Genomic DNA, 17,371 nt, shown 5'->3' with positions numbered 1-17,371 from the left:
TTCAGAGCGCTCCGGGCCGAATCTTGTTACGCCGCGGTGCCGCGAGTGCCTTGTTAAACAGCCTGGCCTTAAGCGACCCGGCCGTCGGGGGTCCCGGCGTCTCGGACGCGGACTGGCCCGGCAGCGGCGGATAGATTTTATCCGCCTCGGCACGCTTGCGTGCGATAAGGGCCGGCAGCTCGTCGCGCAGCGAACCCCGGCTCTCAGGGATTCCGGGGTCCTCACCATCCAGCGCGAGCGACCAGCCGCTGCCCAGTGAGGCCAGCGACTCGTGCTTGACGTCGTAGTACCCCTTCTTCATACCGACGGCGAGGCCGCGGGCCCCTGCCGACGCTGCCAGCAGGTGGAAGTGGAAGCGGCTGGTTACCCATGTCTGGTCGGCGGACAGCGGAAGGCCGTGGGCCCAGATGTGCAGGAACGGCAGGAACCGTTCTTCCGGAATGAGGTCCGCCAGCTGTTCGTAGGCGACGCGGTCGGCGCCAGGGATGGCTTCCACGTAAAAGGCCTTGGTTCCGCCGGCCACGGCCTTTTCGACGGCGGCCCTCGCCAGATCCACGGCCGTTCCGAACCGCTCCGGATCGGCAGTGTCGCTTTGGATGCAGACGTAGAGGCCGGGTTCGGCGGTGGAACGCGCCAATTCAGCGGTGACGCCCAGGAAGGCGTCGTCCAGCTCCTGGGTGATCCCGTAGGCCACCGCGCCGGCTTCGTCCCGGGCCGCCGCGTGCGCAAAGTCCTGGAACAGGGGCAATTCGGCCGGGGCAGAGGTCAGTGCGGGCATGAGTCCCTGGCCGGTAGCGATGAGGCGGGCGCCCGTCATCCCGTGCACGGCACGCATCGCCACTACGAGTCCGACGTGGTGGGACCAGTTCTCATTGATGAAGCCGCCGCCGATGAGGTGCAGGGACTCGGCTTCCCGCAGCTTGAGGAGGCCTAGATCGTAGGAGGGGGAGCCCAGGCCGGTGACGCGGGCCCTGATAATCTCCGCTGCGTCCTCCAGTGGCAGTTCAGCGGTCTCGTGCACCAGCCGCCACACGGTGTTGGTGACGCGCAGGCGCGGGTGCAGTCCATCGAAAAGGACCTGCGCCAGGCCCGGCTGCGGGCAGTCGAGCCAGACGTCGGCGTCCGGCCGCACTTCGGCAAGGTATTTCAGCCATGCGGCGGCGATGAACTCGTCGCCAAAATTGGGGTTGCCCGAAGGGCCGATCAGATAAATGGGACCCGACTGCATGCTGATGACTATATCGTCCTGCAGCGGGGAAGCCGGCCTCGGCGCCGGGGCCGGGGCCGGCTCAGCCTGCGTTGCCAAGACGCAGGAAACCCCGCCGCGGCCGTGAACGGGTCACTGTGCCGTGGCAGGGTTCCTGTTGCTATCTGGTGCTGTTAGCCGATCTTGTTGGCGGCTTCAGCGTCGGAGAGCGGTGCTGCGCCGAGGTTTGCGCGGAGCTTGGCGCCGAGTTCGGCGTCGACGTAGGTCCAGTACTGGATGGCGCGTTCCTTGATGTCGGCGCGCTTCACGCCGCCCACTGCACCGGTGATGGTGTCCAGGAAGCGGGCCTTTTCGCCGTCGTTGTAGACCTCGCGGTACAGCGTGCCGGCCTGGACGAAGTCGCCGTCCTCGGCGTGCAGGGAGTGCGCGGCGTGCGTCAGCTCGCCGTCGTTCTCCCAGCCGCCGCCGGCAACAGCCGGCTCAACCGCAGCCGGGCCACCCAGCGTGTTCGGTGCGTAGACCGGCACGGAAGGAGCGTTGAACAGGAAGCGTCCTGCGCCGTCCTGGCTGTAGTTGTTGACCTGGTTCTTGGGCTGGTTCACCGGGATCTGGGCGTGGTTGGTGCCAACGCGGTAGCGGTGTGCGTCCGCGTAGGAGAAGATGCGGGCCTGCAGCATCTTGTCCGGGGACGCGGCGATGCCGGGCACGAAGTTCGACGGCGCGAAGGTGGCCTGTTCGATCTGCGCGAAGTAGTTCTCCGGGTTCCGGTTCAGTTCCATGGTGCCCACCTTGATCAGCGGGTAGTCCGCGTGCGGCCACACCTTGGTCAGGTCGAACGGGTTGAAGCGGTAGGTCTTGGCATCCTCGTACGGCATGACCTGCACGTGCAGGTCCCAGGACGGGAAGTTGCCGGCTTCAATGTTCTCGGACAGGTCGCGGATGTAGAAGTCCGCATCCGAGCCGGCCAGCTGCTCGGCCTGCTCGCTGGTCATGGACTTCACGCCCTGGTTGGACTTGAAGTGGTACTTGACCCAGAAGCGCTCGCCTTCGGCGTTGATCCACTGGTAGGTGTGCGAGCCGTAGCCCTGCATTTCGCGCCAGGAGGCGGGCAGGCCGCGGTCACCCATCAGCCAGGTGACCTGGTGGGCGGACTCGGGCGACAGGGTCCAGAAGTCCCACTGCATGTCGGCGTCACGCAGGTGCGTGCCGGGCAGGCGCTTCTGGGAGTGGATGAAGTCCGGGAACTTGATGCCGTCGCGGATGAAGAACACCGGGGTGTTGTTGCCCACGAGGTCGTAGTTGCCCTCGGACGTGTAGAACTTCACCGCGAACCCGCGGGGGTCCCGCCAGGTGTCGGGGGAACCGTTCTCGCCCGCGACGGAGGAGAAACGGATCAGCATCTCGGTCTCCACGCCGGGCTGCAGGAACGCTGCCTTGGTGTACTTGGAGATGTCCTCGGTGGCCTTGAACGTGCCGAATGCGCCGCCGCCCTTGGCGTGCACCACACGCTCCGGAACCCGCTCGCGGTTGAACTGGGCGAGCTTCTCCACGAGGTAGTGGTCCGTGAGGATGATGGCGCCGTCAGCGCCGACAGCCTTGGAATGGGCGTCGGACGTAACCGGGGCACCTGACTGGGTCGTCGAAATTGCAGTCATTGTTCTCCTATTTCTTAATTACTTGTCATTTACGTTTGCAGGAAGTTTTTGGGCCCGCTGGCACTCTCCGCAGATCCCCTGGTACATGACATCCGCGATCTGGATGGTCATGGGGTGGGAATCCTCGTTCCAGTGCGGGGTCAGGCACGGGGCATGGCCGACAGCGCAGTCGACGTCCTCCACCCGCCCGCAGCTGATGCAGATCGCGTGGTGGTGGTTGTCGCCCACCCGCGTCTCATACAGCGCCGGGGAATGCGGAGGTTCGAATCTGCGCAGCATCTGCAGGTCAGTGAGATCGCCCAACACCACGTACACGGACTGCGCCGTCAGTTCCGGCAGTTCCTCGCGGGCAGCCGCAAGGATGTTTTCCGCCGGGGAGTGCGGGTGATGCTCGACGGCGGCCAGGACCGCCAGCCGCTGCTTGGTCACCCGGCGGCCGTGGGCGCGCAGGGCCGCGGCCCATGCTTCGTGGCTTTCCGGGTGATCGGTCATGAGTCCATTGAAACACTTATTTTGACTAGATCACAATAAGGCGAGACTAAGTTCCTGCTGAGGCTAGAGTTGCCGGGTGGGAAAACTTCTGGCTGACATCACTCCGCTGCGCGAGAGCCCAGATTTCAGGCGGCTTTGGCTGGGGTCGGCGGTCTCCAATGTGGGCAGCCAGCTCACCCTCGTGGCGGTGGGCCTGGAGGTATACCGGCTCACCCAGGACAGCCTGTACGTCGGGCTGCTCAGCATCTTTGCCCTGGTGCCGCTGGTGCTGGGCGGCCTGCTCGGCGGATCCATCGCCGACTCCCATGACCGCCGGACGGTGGCGCTTCTGTCGTCCGCGGTGCTGTGGCTGACCACCGGCGGGCTCGCCCTTCAGGCGTGGCTGCAGGTGGGCAATGTGTGGCTGCTGTACGCCCTCGTGGCCGTGCAAAGCGGTGCCCAGGCGATCAACCAGCCTGCCCGCAGCGCCATCATTCCCGCGCTGCTGCGGAAAGAGCTCCTGCCGGCCGCCAACGCACTGAACATGGTGACGTTCGGGCTGTCCATGACGGCGGGGCCGCTGCTCGCCGGTGTCCTGGTGGCCAGCGTCGGCTTCGGGTGGACGTACACGCTGGACGTGGTCAGCTTCGTCTTTGCCTTCTGGGCCCTGCTGAAACTTCCCCCCATGCCGCCCGGCGAGGCGGCGGGCCGGGCCGGGGTGCGGTCAGTCGTGGAGGGCTTCCGGTTCCTGGGCACCCGGCCCAACCTGCGGATGACGTTCATCCTCGACCTCATCGCGATGATCCTCGCCCAGCCGCGTGCACTGCTGCCGGCCATCGGGGCCCTCATGATCGGCGGCGGGGAAGCCACGGTGGGCATCCTGCTGGCGTCCGTCGCGGTGGGCGCCTTCCTCGCCGGCCTGTTTTCCGGACCGCTCGGCGCGGTGCGGCGGCAGGGGAGTGCGGTGGCCTGGTCGGTCATGGGCTGGGGCGCTTCTTTTGCAGCGTTCGGCCTCGTGGTGGTGCTGGCCGGGCGGTCCGGCTCCGGCGGCGTGACCTTCTGGCTGGTTCCGGCGGCGATATGCTGCGGCCTGGCGGGCATTGCAGACTCGGTGAGTGCCGTCTTCCGCACCACCATCCTGCAGGCCGCCACCCCCGACCACCTGCGCGGCCGGCTTCAGGGCGTCTTCATCGTGGTGGTCGCCGGAGGGCCGCGGCTCGGTGACATGCTGGCAGGCGTCGGCACTAAAATTCTGAGTGAGGGCTGGGTCCTGCTGCTGGGCGGCACCCTGTGCATCGTGGTGGCCTGGATGGTGGCGCGGTGGCAATCCGGTTTCCTGAAGTACGACGCGCGGAATCCCGTTCCGTAGCGGCGGTGCCGGTTCCGACTTCTGAGCTGTGGAGGAAAAATTGCACCAACACCACAACGGACTGAAAACGGCGGCGCTCTTCGGCGTGCTGTGGGCGATCCTGCTGGGCCTGGGCGCCCTCATTGCCGCCAATACCCGCAGCTCGGCCCCGATCCTGATCATGGCGCTGATCGGCGTCGGGACCACGGCCTACGGCTACTGGAACAGCGACAAGATCGCGCTCCGCTCCATGCAGGCCTACCCCGTCACCGAAGCCCAGGCACCGCAGCTGTACCAGATGGTCGGGGAGCTCTCCGCCCGCGCCAGCCAGCCGATGCCGCGGATTTACGTCTCACCCACCATGGCGCCCAACGCCTTCGCCACCGGGCGGAACCCGCAGAACGCGGCCGTCTGCTGCACGGAGGGGATCCTGCAGCTCCTCACACCGCGGGAACTGCGGGGTGTCCTCGGACACGAGCTCATGCACGTCTACAACCGCGACATCCTGACCTCGTCCGTGGCCGCGGCCGTTGCCGGGGTCATCACCTCGGTGGGGCAGATGCTGCTGTTCTTTGGCGGCGGGGACAGGCGCAATTCAAACCCGCTGGCCCTCATCGCCATGGCGCTGCTGGCACCGCTGGCAGCCTCACTGATCCAGGTTGCCATCTCCCGTACCCGGGAGTACGACGCCGACGAGGATGGTTCGCAGCTCACCGGCGATCCGCTGGCACTCGCCTCCGCCCTGCGCAAGATCCACCAGGGCGTCCAGGCTGCACCGCTCCCGCCGGACCAGCGGCTGGTCAACGCCTCGCACCTGATGATCGCCAACCCGTTCCGCGGCGGCGGGCTCAGCAAGCTGTTCGCAACGCACCCGCCGATGCAGGACCGCATCAGCCGCCTCGAGCGGATGGCTGGCCGGCCGCTCAGCTGACGGCCGCCGTCGTAAGCCCTGCTCTGCGACGCGCACCGCACCCTGCGACGCGCATAATGCCCGGCGCGGCCGAAATACCCGTAGCGAGCGGAAATTTGCGCGTTGCGTGATCAATTGCGCGTCATCAGACCAGCGAGCGGGCGTAGCAGACGGACAGCGGCTCGCCCGCGTAGGGCCCGAAGTTGTCGATCAGGCGGTAGCCCTCGCGCTCGTAGAAACGTATGGCGTCGGGCTGGGCTGTGCCGGTTTCCAGTTTGAGCTCGCTCAGGCCCAGGCGGGCGGCCTCGGCTTCCAGGCTTCGGAGAACCGCCGTTGCGGCTCCGCTTCCGCGGTGGTGGGGCAGCACGAACATCCTCTTGATCTCCGCGGATGCGGCGTCCAGCCTGCGCAGGGCGCCGCAGGCAACGGCCGTCCCTTCGTGGTTCCGGGCCACCAGGAACACGGTGATGTCCTCGGCGCTGGGCGCGGAACCCGGCTCGTGGTCATCGCTGCCGTAGCGTGCATCCAGTTCACTCCGCTGCATGCTGCGGAGCCTCGCCCCGTCCTCGGCGTCCCACGGCTCAGGGGTGACCGCGAACTTCATGCTCTGTCCTTTCGTTGCGACACAGAAAGTTACCCATGACGCGCTAACAGGCTGCCGACACCGGAATTCCAGTGTCGGCAGCCCGTTTGCGCGTCGCCAGACCGTTTCCGCGTCGCCACGTGTGCGGTCGGCGCTCGGCGGGAGCGGCGGAAGTTTCCTAGCTGCGGAAGTTGACGAACTGCAGGTCTGCCTCGTCGAAGTCCTTCAGCAGTGCCATGGTGGCCTGCAGATCGTCGCGGGACTTGGACGTGACGCGGAGTTCATCGCCCTGGATCTGGGACTTGACGGACTTCGGGGCCTCGTCACGGATGAGCTTGTTGATCTTCTTGGCGAGGTCCTGTGCGATGCCTTCCTTGATAGAGGCCTCCAGCCGGTATTCCTTGCCGGATGCGTAGGGCTCGCCGGTGTCCAGGGACTTGAGTGAGATGCCGCGGCGGATGAGCTTGGACTGCAGCACGTCGAGGACTGCCAGGACGCGCTCCTCTGAGTTCGCCTTCATCAGGATCTTTTCGCCGCTGAAGTCGACCTCGGCGCCGACGCCCTTGAAGTCGTACCGCTGGGCGAGTTCCTTCTGCGCCTGGTTCAGCGCGTTGGCCACCTCCTGCTTGTCTACCTTGCTTACGACGTCGAATGTGGACTCGCCTGCCATGACTCTCCTTTGCTGGTGCATGCGTCGCCCGGGCGGGAGGCTCAGGCGGGTGTGGATATCTGGATTCCAGCGTAGTACGGATGGCAAGGATGTGAAGGTGGGCGCCATTCACAGTTCACTCATAGCCGAGTCATGGCGGGAACGAAGTTTCGGCGCCCACAGTTGTAGCAGTTGGAAGCCGCTCGGAAGGAAAGCAATGACCCATAAGGCCGTCCGCTACGTCACCAGGTCCACCGCCGCAGCCGCCGGGACCATCGCCACCGCCGCCTCATCCGTGGCCGCCGCTGCCGTGGCGGCATCCATCATTCTCAGCCCCGTCGCTGACGCCTCGACCCGGCTGGAAGGAGTGCAGGCGGATCTCCAGCGGGCAGTGCAGCTCAACCAGATCACCGAGGAGCAGGCGCTGCGGTTTGAGGCCAAGCTGGCCGGCCGGATCCTTGGCGAAGCCTGATTTTCCGCGGATTTTCGGACTGCGGATCCCCGATTTTATTCTTCGGCAGAAGTTCTGTAAGGTTGTCTTGCCGCGGTGATGGAAACAAAGCCGTGGTGATCTTCTTTTGAAGTTCGGCAGATTACCCGAGCGGCCAAAGGGGGCTGACTGTAAATCAGCTGGCAACGCCTACGGGGGTTCGAATCCCTCATCTGCCACCCATGTGATGAGTCGAGACATCCTTTACGGATGAGTCGAGTCATCATTGACAAAAACACCCCGGTCTTCGGACCGGGGTGTTTTTCTTTGTCTGGGCTGGTAGTCCCGGGTTGGGTCGATGGTGAGCTCCCGGATGATCTCGCCGGTGGCGGTGTCGCTGATGGTGACGTCGGTGTCGTGGATGAGCATCAGGACGTGTTTGCCGGCGTGGACGCGGCCGATGCCGATGTGATGGAGCCGGCCGGCGTGGCGGAGGGTGAGTTTCCCGAACCGGTCCACTCGATCGATGCGCTGGCGCCAGTGATCGCCTTGCCTGGCGACCGCGGGGGCGGCTTTGGGTGTTGCGGTGTAAGCGTCGGCCGGGGTGCTCCGGTCCAGGGCCCGGTGCGGGCGTTCGTGGTTGTAGATGTGCCGGAACTTTCCCAGCTGTTCGTTGAGGTCCTGGAGGGTGTGGGCGCGGGGCTGCCCGGTCAGCCAGCGTTTGAGGGTCTGGTGGAACCGTTCGATCTTTCCCCGGGTCTGCGGGTGGTTCGGGGAGCCGTTCTTTTGCGTGATGCCCAGGGCGTGGAGCTGGTGTTCGAAGGCGTTCCGTCCGCCTTTGCCACCGGCGAGGCGGGTCGTGTAGACCATGCCGTTGTCCGTCAGGGTCGAGGCCGGGAGTCCGTACTCGGCGGCGCAGGAGAGGAAGGTCGCCACCACGGCGCTGACGGTCACCGGCCGGTAGGCGGTGCAGGCGAGCAGGTAGCGGGAGTGGTCATCGAGGAAGTTCAGGATCTCGGTGTCGGTGCCGTCGGCCAGGGCCCAGTGGGTGAAGTCGGACTGCCAGGTTTCGTTGGGCTGGTGCGCTTCGAAGCGGTGCAGCGAGGCTTTGGGCCGCTTCTTCGGCTCCGGGGTGATCAGGCCTGCGGCGTGCAGGATCCGGCGGATCGTCGAGGTCGAGGGCGCCCGCAGATTTTCGCGTTCGAGGTGCCAGGCGATCGTGACCGGGCCGGCGTCGAGGCCGGCCGCGGTCAGTTCGTTGCGCAGCCCGAGAATGCGTTCGGCGATACCGGCCCCGGTAGCGCGGGGATTGCTCTTCGGGCGCCGCGATCGGGGTTCGACGGCCGGGAGTCCGCCGGCGCGGTGGCGATCGAGGAGTTCATGAACCCATTGACGGCTCACCCCGTACCTGCGCGCGGTCTCGCTGACCGATAACCCTTGGACCGTGACCGCCAGGACGATGACTTTCTGCTTCGACATGAGCCATCCAAGCAACACCAAAGTGTCAACGATGTCCCGACTCACCGGACAAGCATCACCTGTCAACGATGTCCCGACTCATGCGTCAACTATGTCGTGAAACTAGACACCTCATCTGCCACCCACGGAAAAACCCGTCTGACCTACTGAAAGGTAGGAAGGCGGGTTTTTTCATGCCCTCCAACGGGAGGAAGAAGAAGGCGGCGGTCTTTGCGGCTCTTACTACGGTGCAGGATGCGTGCCTGCGTCCGTGCCAGACCCGGACGTTGGAACGAAGTTCCAGTCGAAAGACCCGTTGGCGCGGAGTGTCATCCTTAGGAAGCCGTGAGTGTCGCTGAACCGCTTCACGATGTACGACGGACTGCTAGTGAAGGATCGGAGACCGATACCTCCCGTGGAAACCTGGAACGCAGTCATCCCGTCACTGACGCACTGGTCAGCGTTGTTGACCGGACATGAGCGTTCGTAGTTGTGTTGTGAGCCTGACAGGGTGAGTCGCACCCGGTGCTTCCACATCACGTCGATCCACGGTTTGAGGTCAGCGGACCGGCTATGTCCGTCGGTGTCCGACGTGAAGTACGGGTCGTGGTGCACGACCGCCAGGTGCTTACCCGCGGCCCGCGCGGCAGCGAGGTCGTCGTCCAGCCACGTCGTCAACGTCCGAGCCTGTGTCGGGCTGTACCGCCACTGCGCGGACGACAGGAACGCGAAGTGCCAGTTCCCGAAGTCCTTCGAGTACGGTTGCCCGTTCCTGATGAACCCACGCTGCTGGTTGATTGCAGCCTTCGCGGGGGCGCCCGGGCATTGGCCGTTCATAAAGTTGTCGAGGTCTTCGTTCCGTCCGGGTTGCCAGTCATGGTTGGGTGCGGACACCCAGTACAATTTGGGTTTCGTGCCACCCCAAAGCGGCGTCCAGTACTTCACGTAGTCAGCGCAGTACGGCGTGTCGTACTGGAAGTCCCCGAGCCCCAGGAACGCGTCAATCTGCTTGTTCTGCACGAGCGCAGTGATCGCCGCACCGTTCCGCCCGGACGGGCTATCCGGTGCAAGCGACTTCTCGCCGTTCATGTCACCGACAGCGGCGATCCTCACGTCACCGGAATGTAAGGCGGTCTCGGTGGGTAACGGTGGGCGTGGCCCAGCCTGAGTCGCAGTTGGTTGTGGCACTCCCTCAACGTTGCTACCACCGCCGATAGCGAGGGACACGGCCCACAGACCAGCGACGCCCAGGAGGAAAACGGACGTTCCAGCGATAAGACGATTGCGGCGCATGGGGTGCCTCCCGTCATTGGGGTGCGATGTGTGCTGCTGAGGTTACGCCCGGTGGGTCTGCCTTCGAGTGTAGAGCAACTCCCGGCCGGGCTTGGGGCACGGAGTCGTCGGCGCGGTCAGTTGAGCGCGATGACAAGCATCTGGGTGGTGCCCGGAATGCAGGTTTGCAGGACTGCCCGGGGGAACCCGCCGAACACCGCAGCGACGTCGTTGGTGGTGCCGGGGTTCGGCACCTGGCCCCGGGCCGAGACCCGGTACGAGCCGTAGCCCGGGAGGTCCACGCGCTCGCCGACGCCGATTCCTGAGAACCGGGCCCAGCCGCCACAGAAGTCGTGCTCGGTGATGAAGAGCGAGTATCCGTCGGTGGGCGTGAAGTGGATGGGCCCGATGCAGCTGTCCACCATCGCCTGGCCGCCGGCGCCAGCCACATAAATGGTCCTCACGGCAGGAGCCGGTGCCGGTGCAGGAACGGGTGCGGGCGCTGGAGCCAGAGCGGGAGCCGGTGCGGGTGCTGACACCGCGGGGCCGCTGAGCTTGAGCACCTGGCCCGGAACAATGACGGAGCTGGGGCCAAGGCCGTTGGCTGCCAGCACACCGCCGGTGCTGACGCTGAAGCGTGCCGCGATGGAGCTGACCGTGTCGCCGGCAACCACCCGGTAGGTGGTGGGCTTGGGCGCAGGGGCCGGCGCAACCTTGCGGACGGTTGCGGTTTTCAGGGGTGCCTTTACTGTCGCCTTGGTTGGCGGCTTGGCAGCTGGCTTCGAAGGTGCTTTTGCCTGCGCTGTGGTGGCGGGTGCCGCGGCCACGGCCCTGGCCGGCACGCTGGCAGCCGGCACGCTGGCGGCCGGTGCGGCGGCTGCCGCGGACGACGTCGCGAGCGCCGGCTGTTCGACGGCGGCCGGCTGGCCGACGGCGGCAGCCGGGCTCCCGCCGTCGGACGCCACCAGCGCACTGACGCCCGCCGACGCCGCCAACAGCGCGGCGGACACTGCAGCGGAAATGAGCAGCAGCCGGGCAGCGGGCCTCCCGGCCAGCGGCGCATGCCGGCCCCGGACAGGGCTGACGAAGCTTTCCGGCTCCGGTGTGCTCAGCGCCGATGGAAGGCGCCGCTGATCGTTGTCGGGGCCAGACGTGTTCTGGGGATCTGGCGTCTCCTGTTGGTTCATGGCCGACCTTTGCTTCGTGCGCAGGCGGGTTTCCGGGTGCGCGGCGGACGGTGACGCGCAGACACAGGAGGCGCTCGGGCCCAAGGGCGGAAGCGGGGCATATGGGGCGCATGACCGCTATTCATGAGTGGTGCACGCTGCTCGCTAACGTGCCGGCCCCAGCCCTGATTCGAGTGTAGGAAGCACGGCAGGGCCCCGCACGAGTAGGGAATACCTGTTTTTCCAAGAGAGGGCACTTGTTTTGCCGCATTAGCCGCAGGTTTTGCGGGAAGCGCCCGGGAGCGCAGGCTGCCCCGGACGCCTGAGCCCGAGTCGCGGGCCCAGAATATTCCCGGTGACGCGGGGAGCGAACATGGCTCCCGCCCGCGGGACTTACGGACACGCCTCGCGTACGGTTAAACCATGGCTACCGTCGACATCACAGGTGAACAGTTCGCATCGACCATCGAGGGCAACGACATTGTCCTGGTGGACTTCTGGGCTGAATGGTGTGGCCCGTGCCGCCAGTTTGCTCCCACGTACTCCGCCGTGTCTGAGAAGCACCCGGACGTCGTCTTCGCGAAGGTGGACACCGAGGCGGAGCAGCAGCTGGCAGCGGAGGCGGGCATCTCCTCGATTCCCACGCTGATGGCATTCCGCGAGAAGGTGCTCGTCTTCTCGCAGCCGGGTGCGCTGGCCGCCCCGCAGCTCGAGCAGGTCATCGACGCCGTCAAGGCGCTCGACATGGAGGAAGTCCACGCGCACGTGGCCCGCTCCCAGGCCGAGGCCGCCGCAGCGGCGGGCAACAGCGCCAAAACTGCCGGGCCCCAGGACGGCTCGCAGATCCCCGACTTCTAAAGACCGCTGACTTCCAAGCGCTCGTTAATCCAAGCGCTCCTTAAACAGCAACGTGGGCCCACGCCGCCAGGGAAACCTGCGGGTGTGGGTCCACGTCGTTTTGGTGTGGGGGACTAGAGGCGTTCCACCTGGACCGGTTCGGCCAGGAGGGCGCTGAGGGATTCATTCAGGTCCTGCAGGGCGATGCCCTTGGAGTGCGCGTCGAGGGCCTCTTCCGACTCCCACCGCTCGGTCAGGACCAGCTTCTCCTCCGTCGCCTCGGTGAGCTCGTAGCGGATGCAGCCGGGCTCGTTGACTACCTCGTCAATGGCGATTTCCAGGGCGAGCTTCACACGGTAGAACTCGCCGTCGTTGGGGATGAACGTGGCCTGCAGGTCGATGGGTGCACTCATGGATTTCACAATACCGGCCCCCAACGGCGTGCCCGGACCTGTTACACCGAACCGGTCGGCCGTATTGCTTCTCTAGCACCGGGCTGCTTGATAGCGTGCCATCATGCGCGCTTACACCGCCGGGGACGCGGACGTCCCCCTGCTCGAGGAAACCATCGGCGAGAACTTTGAGCGCGTGGTGGCGCAGTTCCCCCTGCATGACGCGCTGATCGAGGCCGCCGCCGTGCCGGGGGCGGACGCCCGCCGGTGGAGCTACACCAAACTGAACGACGACGTCGACCGCCTGGCCCGCGCACTCCTCGCCCTGGGCGTCGCGAAGGGGGAGCGGGTCGGCATCTGGAGCCCGAACTGCGCGGAATGGACCATCCTGCAGTACGCCACGGCGAAGATCGGGGCGGTCCTGGTCAACGTGAATCCGTCCTACCGCAGCCACGAGCTGGAGTTCGTGGTGAAGCAGAACGGCATGCGGACGCTGGTCACGGCGCCGTCGGACCGGAACAGCGACTACGTGGGAATGGCACGCCAGACGCTCGCCGGTTGCCCCGACCTCCGTGAGCTTGTGTTCCTGCCGGACTTCGATATGGAAGGGCTCGACGCCGGAGTCCCGTTGGGTGAGCAGGAGCTGACGTACGCTGAGCTGCTCAAGCGGGCGGACGCCGTCGGGCATTCCGAACTGAAGGCCCGCATGGCGGGCCTCGACCCGCACGATCCCATCAACCTGCAGTACACGTCCGGAACCACGGGCTTCCCCAAGGGCGCCACGCTCACGCACCACAACATTCTCAACAACGGGTACTCCATTGGCGAGCTGCTCAACTACACCGAGCGCGACCGGGTGGTGATTCCGGTGCCGTTCTACCACTGCTTCGGGATGGTGATCGGCAACCTGAACGCGCTGAGCCACGGTGCCGCGACGATCATCCCGGGACGCGGGTTCACGCCGGCCGCCGCACTGGAGGCGGTGCAGGATTTCGGCGGCACCTCCCTGTACGGGGTTCCCACCATGTTCATCGCCGAGCTCGCGCTGCCCGACTTCGCCTCGTACGACCTCTCCACCCTCCGCACCGGCGTGATGGCCGGCTCGCTGTGCCCCATCGAGGTGATGAACCGGGTGATTTCCGAGATGAACATGAAGGACGTGGCCATCTGCTACGGCATGACCGAGACGTCGCCCGTGTCCACCATGACCCGCGCCGGGGACACGCTGCAGCAGCGGACGGAAACCGTGGGGCGCACCATGCCGCGGCTGGAAAGCAAGATCGTGGACCTGGCCGGGGAAGTGGTGGAGCGCGGCGAAATCGGTGAACTGTGCACCCGCGGCTACGCAGTCATGCAGGGGTACTGGAACCAGCCGGACAAGACTGCCGAGGCCATCGACGCGGACGGCTGGATGCACACCGGCGACCTGGCACGCATGGACGACGACGGGTACGTGGTGATCGAGGGCCGAATGAAGGACATGGTGATCCGCGGCGGCGAGAACATCTACCCGCGCGAGATCGAGGAGTTCCTCTACACGCATCCGTCCATCCAGGATGTGCAGGTGATCGGGGTGCCCGATGCCAGATACGGCGAGGAGCTCATGGCCTGCATCATCCTCAAGCCCGGGGCCGAACCGCTGGACGCGGCGGCGGTGGCCGAGTTCTGCCGCGGCAAGCTGGCTCACTACAAGGTGCCCCGCTACGTCGACGTCCGCGACAGCTTCCCCATGACGGTGTCCGGGAAGGTCCGCAAGGTGGAGATGCGCGAGGAAGCCGTCGCCCGGCTGGGCCTCTGAGCGCGAACGCACACTTGCGGCCCGGCAGCTGAGCGCGAACGCACACTTGCGGCCCGGCAGCTGAGCGCGAACGCACACTTGTGCCCCGCAGCCGGGGCTTAAATGTCCGTTCGCGCTCAGTTTGTGGAGCGGATTCAGTGGCCGCGGTGGTCCTGGATGGTCATCCGCGGACCGAAGGTGGGCTTCCGGAAGCCGCTCAGGCCGAGCATGCGGACCACCCGCTGCCGGTGCCCTGTCCACGGTTCCAGCAGCGCCAGCATGCCGGCATCGTCCGTCCGCCGTCCGGTCAGCGCCGCGCCGACGTATGCGGCCAGATGGTAATCGCCCACCGCGATGGAGTCGGGGCAGCCGTGCGTCCGCTGCACCACCTCGGCGGCCGTCCACATCCCGATTCCCGGGATGGTCTGCATCTTGGCGGCTGCTTCCGCCGCGGGGAGGGAAGCCAGCCGTTCAAGCGCGACGGCGGAGCGCAGGGCGCGCATGACTGTCGCCGAGCGCTGCGGGCCGACCCCCGCCTTGTGCCACTCCCAAGACGGAATGCGGAGCCACCCCTCGGCGGTGGGCCGGACCAGCAGCCCGGGAGGCGCGATGGTGCCGGTGCCGGGGGCGGGCGTTCCGTGCCGGTACATCAGGTAGCGGAAACCCCGCCGCGCCTCAATGACGGTGACCTTCTGCTCCAGAATGGTGGGCACGAGCGAGTCAACCATCCGTCCGGTGGAAGGAAGACGGACGTCGGGGTTCCGGCGCCGGGCTTCACGGACCATGTGGGGGAGCGTCGCTGCGAACGAAGGCTCGTCAAACGCCGACCAGTCATCAGCCTCGCCGAGGAGCCGCGGCACGACTGCGAGGGCGGCACCTGACCCGGGGCCCCAGGCCTGGGCATCGACGCAGGGGACAACGGCGGCCAGGTCCCCGGGCCTGCCACCGGCGCGGTCATCCGTCACGGTGAGCCGCAGCGTCACCGGGCCCTCCGGCGTCGTGAACGCCATCCACAGCCCGTCCGGCCGCGAGGAGAAGGAGGGGTCGCCGTTGCCGCGCATCAGGATGCCCAGGGTCCGGTGCAGGTCATACGGGCCGCCCGGATGCCACCTGAGGGACGCGTCCGCCGCGGCTGCCAGCCGGGCAGGGGCGTCAGCAATGGTCATGCAAACATCGTCCCACGCCGCGCTGACAAACCTGCCGCCGGGCCGCCGGCAGCCTTTTTCCGGGACCCTTATCCCGCGCCTGCGGCAGGACTACAATCCCCTGTGTGGCGCGGGTCGGCCGCGCTACTTTCTTAGAGTTGCAGGTGAGCGCAATGGGTGGAGTAGTGCATTTCGAAATCCCGGCGGACGACCAGGACCGGGCCAGGAACTTCTACAATCAGGCCCTCGGCTGGCGGATCGACCCCATGCCGGAGATGGACTACAACGTGGTGATTACCACGCCGATGGACGAAAAGAGCGGCAGGCCCACAGAGCCGGGCGCCATCAACGGCGGCATGATGGCCAGGGACGGGGAGCTGACATCGCCCGTCATTACCGTGGACGTTGAGGACATCGACGCGACGCTGCGCACGGTCGAGCAGTTGGGCGGTTCCGTGGTGAAGCCGAAGGAGACCATCCCGGGCATGGGCCACTACGCGTACTTCAAGGACACCGAGGGCAACATCCTGGGGCTGTGGGAGAACCTTCCCGCTGATGCCGGCGGTGCTACCGGCTGACCGGGCGCGGATCCGCGCAGGTCCCGCGGTCCAAGACTGTAAGTTGGTACCCATGAAGTACGCCCAGTCTGTCCTGGACCTCATCGGCAACACCCCGCTCATCAAGCTCAACCACGTCACCGAGGGCATCAAGGCCACCGTCCTGGTGAAGCTGGAATACGTGAACCCGGGCGGATCCATCAAGGACCGGATCGCCGCGAAGATGGTCGAGGAAGCCGAGCGCGACGGCAAGCTCAAGCCCGGCGGCACCATCATCGAGCCCACCTCCGGGAACACCGGCGTGGGCCTTGCCCTGGTGGCGCAGCAAAAGGGCTACAAGTGCATCTTCGTGGTCCCGGACAAGGTGGGCGAGGACAAACGCGCAGTCCTGGAGGCCTACGGCGCCGAAGTGGTGGTGACGCCCACCGCCGTCGAACCTGATAGCCCGCAGAGCTACTACGGCGTGTCCGACCGCCTGGTCACCGAGATCCCAGGCGCGTACAAGCCGGACCAGTTCTCCAACCCCGCGGCACCGCGGAGCCACTACGAGACCACCGGCCCCGAGATCTGGCGGGACACCGACGGCAAGGTGACGCACTGCGTCATCGGCGCCGGCACCGGCGGCACGATCACCGGCACCGGCCGCTACCTCAAGGAGGTGTCGGCGGACCGTCCGGAGTCCGACGGCGGCCGGGTCAGGATCATCGGGGCCGATCCCGAAGGCTCTGTCTACTCAGGCGGCACCGGGCGCCCGTACTTCGTTGAAGGCGTGGGCGAGGACATGTGGCCCGCCAACTACGACAAATCGGTCCCGGACCAGGTCCTCGCCGTCAGCGACGCCGACTCCTTTGAGATGACCCGGCGGCTTGCCCGCGAGGAGGGCCTGCTGGTGGGCGGCTCCTCCGGCATGGCCGTGGTGGCTGCCCTGCGCACCGCCCGGGACCTCCCCGAGGACGCGGTGGTTGTGGTGATCCTGCCTGACTCGGGCCGCGGCTACCTCGGCAAGATCTTCAACGACCAGTGGATGCGTTCCTACGGCTTCCTCTCCGGCGGTGAGGAAGCATCCGTGGGCGAGGTCCTCAAGTTCAAGACGGGCGAGCTGCCTGACCTGGTGCACATCCACCCCAATGAAACCGTCCGCGACGTCATCAACATCATGAACGAGTTCGGCGTCAGCCACATCCCCGTGCTCTCCCAGGAGCCGCCCGTGGTGATGGGCGAAGTGCTCGGCGCGGTGGACGAACGGACCCTGACCGCCAGGCTCTTCCGTGGCGAGGCCAAACTGACGGACAAGATCGCCGAGCACATGGGGGAGAAGCTGCCGGTGATCGGCTCGCTCGAAACCATCTCCGCCGCCCGCGAGCTGCTCTCCGACGTCGACACCGTGATGGTGACCTTCGTCGGCGCCCCCATCGGCATCCTGACCCGCCACGACCTCCTCGCCTACCTCAGCAACTGACCCGGTGGTTGAGCCTGTCGAAACCTGGATCTCGACAGGCTCGATCAGCGGTTTT

At 66.3% G+C, this 17,371-nt stretch carries 17 protein-coding genes and 1 tRNA gene; 8 read left to right on the top strand and 10 right to left on the bottom strand.

The features are described 5' to 3' along the window. Position 1 precedes the first annotated feature (1 nt). The 3 genes from QF036_RS19465 to QF036_RS19455 all read right to left on the bottom strand — a co-directional run bounded on the left by QF036_RS19465 (position 2) and on the right by QF036_RS19455 (position 3,354). Positions 2–1,228, bottom strand: coding sequence for a polysaccharide pyruvyl transferase family protein (locus QF036_RS19465; protein ID WP_307104485.1), 1,227 nt, complete (start codon positions 1,226–1,228; stop codon positions 2–4). 152 nt (positions 1,229–1,380) lie between these two features. Continuing rightward, positions 1,381–2,862: a catalase gene (locus QF036_RS19460; RefSeq protein ID WP_307104483.1), complete on the bottom strand. Its 1,482-nt coding sequence runs from the start codon at positions 2,860–2,862 to the stop codon at positions 1,381–1,383. An 18-nt stretch (positions 2,863–2,880) separates the two neighbouring features. Then, complete coding sequence (locus QF036_RS19455; RefSeq protein ID WP_307104481.1) at positions 2,881–3,354, bottom strand: Fur family transcriptional regulator; 474 nt, start codon at positions 3,352–3,354, stop codon at positions 2,881–2,883. A gap of 76 nt (positions 3,355–3,430) precedes the next feature. On the opposite strand from QF036_RS19455, the gene QF036_RS19450 reads away from it, so the two are divergent. Then, positions 3,431–4,702 carry an MFS transporter gene (locus tag QF036_RS19450; protein WP_307104479.1) on the top strand — a complete coding sequence of 424 codons (1,272 nt, stop codon included), beginning with the start codon at positions 3,431–3,433 and terminating at the stop codon, positions 4,700–4,702. A 40-nt stretch (positions 4,703–4,742) separates the two neighbouring features. Then, positions 4,743–5,612 (top strand): zinc metalloprotease HtpX, encoded by an 870-nt coding sequence (gene htpX / locus QF036_RS19445; protein WP_307104477.1) that lies wholly within the window; start codon positions 4,743–4,745, stop codon positions 5,610–5,612. Between the two features lie 124 nt (positions 5,613–5,736). Here the strand turns inward: htpX and QF036_RS19440 are convergent, their stop codons facing one another. Together QF036_RS19440 and QF036_RS19435 are read right to left on the bottom strand one after the other, a co-directional pair. Further along, the gene (locus tag QF036_RS19440) at positions 5,737–6,195 is read right to left on the bottom strand and encodes a GNAT family N-acetyltransferase (protein WP_307104475.1); all 459 of its coding nucleotides are present in this window, start codon (positions 6,193–6,195) and stop codon (positions 5,737–5,739) included. A 157-nt stretch (positions 6,196–6,352) separates the two neighbouring features. Next, positions 6,353–6,844, bottom strand: coding sequence for a YajQ family cyclic di-GMP-binding protein (locus QF036_RS19435; protein ID WP_003804256.1), 492 nt, complete (start codon positions 6,842–6,844; stop codon positions 6,353–6,355). Positions 6,845–7,040: 196 nt separating this feature from the next. Between QF036_RS19435 and QF036_RS19430 the strand changes: the two genes are divergently transcribed. Beyond that, entirely contained in the window at positions 7,041–7,295 is a 255-nt protein-coding gene (locus QF036_RS19430; RefSeq protein ID WP_003804258.1) for a hypothetical protein, read from the top strand. A 115-nt stretch (positions 7,296–7,410) separates the two neighbouring features. Beyond that, positions 7,411–7,492, top strand: a tRNA-Tyr gene (locus QF036_RS19425). 25 nt (positions 7,493–7,517) lie between these two features. On the opposite strand, the gene QF036_RS19420 is transcribed toward QF036_RS19425, so the two are convergent. From QF036_RS19420 to QF036_RS19410, 3 genes are all read right to left on the bottom strand, one after another. Continuing rightward, a complete protein-coding gene (locus tag QF036_RS19420; RefSeq protein WP_307104472.1) occupies positions 7,518–8,732 on the bottom strand; it encodes an IS481 family transposase in 1,215 nt (404 codons plus the stop codon). 222 nt (positions 8,733–8,954) lie between these two features. Beyond that, on the bottom strand, positions 8,955–9,824 hold the full coding sequence (locus QF036_RS19415) for a metallophosphoesterase family protein (protein WP_307104470.1): 870 nt from the start codon (positions 9,822–9,824) through the stop codon (positions 8,955–8,957). A gap of 296 nt (positions 9,825–10,120) precedes the next feature. Further along, positions 10,121–11,170, bottom strand: a complete 1,050-nt coding sequence (locus QF036_RS19410) for a LysM peptidoglycan-binding domain-containing protein (RefSeq protein ID WP_307104468.1) — start codon at positions 11,168–11,170, stop codon at positions 10,121–10,123. Between the two features lie 402 nt (positions 11,171–11,572). On the opposite strand from QF036_RS19410, the gene QF036_RS19405 reads away from it, so the two are divergent. After that, the gene (locus QF036_RS19405) at positions 11,573–12,007 is read left to right on the top strand and encodes a thioredoxin family protein (protein ID WP_003804265.1); all 435 of its coding nucleotides are present in this window, start codon (positions 11,573–11,575) and stop codon (positions 12,005–12,007) included. Positions 12,008–12,120: 113 nt separating this feature from the next. On the opposite strand, the gene QF036_RS19400 is transcribed toward QF036_RS19405, so the two are convergent. Continuing rightward, the gene (locus QF036_RS19400; RefSeq protein ID WP_307104466.1) at positions 12,121–12,399 is read right to left on the bottom strand and encodes a putative quinol monooxygenase; all 279 of its coding nucleotides are present in this window, start codon (positions 12,397–12,399) and stop codon (positions 12,121–12,123) included. A gap of 103 nt (positions 12,400–12,502) precedes the next feature. Here QF036_RS19400 and QF036_RS19395 point away from each other — a divergent pair, with 103 nt between their 5' ends. Then, complete coding sequence (locus QF036_RS19395; RefSeq protein WP_307104464.1) at positions 12,503–14,176, top strand: AMP-binding protein; 1,674 nt, start codon at positions 12,503–12,505, stop codon at positions 14,174–14,176. Between the two features lie 134 nt (positions 14,177–14,310). Here QF036_RS19395 and QF036_RS19390 read toward each other — a convergent pair whose 3' ends face one another. Then, a complete protein-coding gene (locus QF036_RS19390; RefSeq protein ID WP_307104461.1) occupies positions 14,311–15,321 on the bottom strand; it encodes a DNA-3-methyladenine glycosylase family protein in 1,011 nt (336 codons plus the stop codon). Between the two features lie 152 nt (positions 15,322–15,473). Here QF036_RS19390 and QF036_RS19385 point away from each other — a divergent pair, with 152 nt between their 5' ends. After that, entirely contained in the window at positions 15,474–15,878 is a 405-nt protein-coding gene (locus QF036_RS19385; RefSeq protein ID WP_003804272.1) for a VOC family protein, read from the top strand. 52 nt (positions 15,879–15,930) lie between these two features. Further along, positions 15,931–17,316 carry a cystathionine beta-synthase gene (locus QF036_RS19380; protein WP_307104459.1) on the top strand — a complete coding sequence of 462 codons (1,386 nt, stop codon included), beginning with the start codon at positions 15,931–15,933 and terminating at the stop codon, positions 17,314–17,316. The last annotated feature ends 55 nt before the right edge of the window (positions 17,317–17,371 follow it).

The sequence above is a fragment of the Arthrobacter globiformis genome (assembly GCF_030817195.1).
In the GTDB taxonomy this organism is placed as follows: Bacteria; Actinomycetota; Actinomycetes; order Actinomycetales; family Micrococcaceae; genus Arthrobacter; species Arthrobacter globiformis_D.
This window is presented reverse-complemented; position numbering and strand designations above follow the sequence as displayed.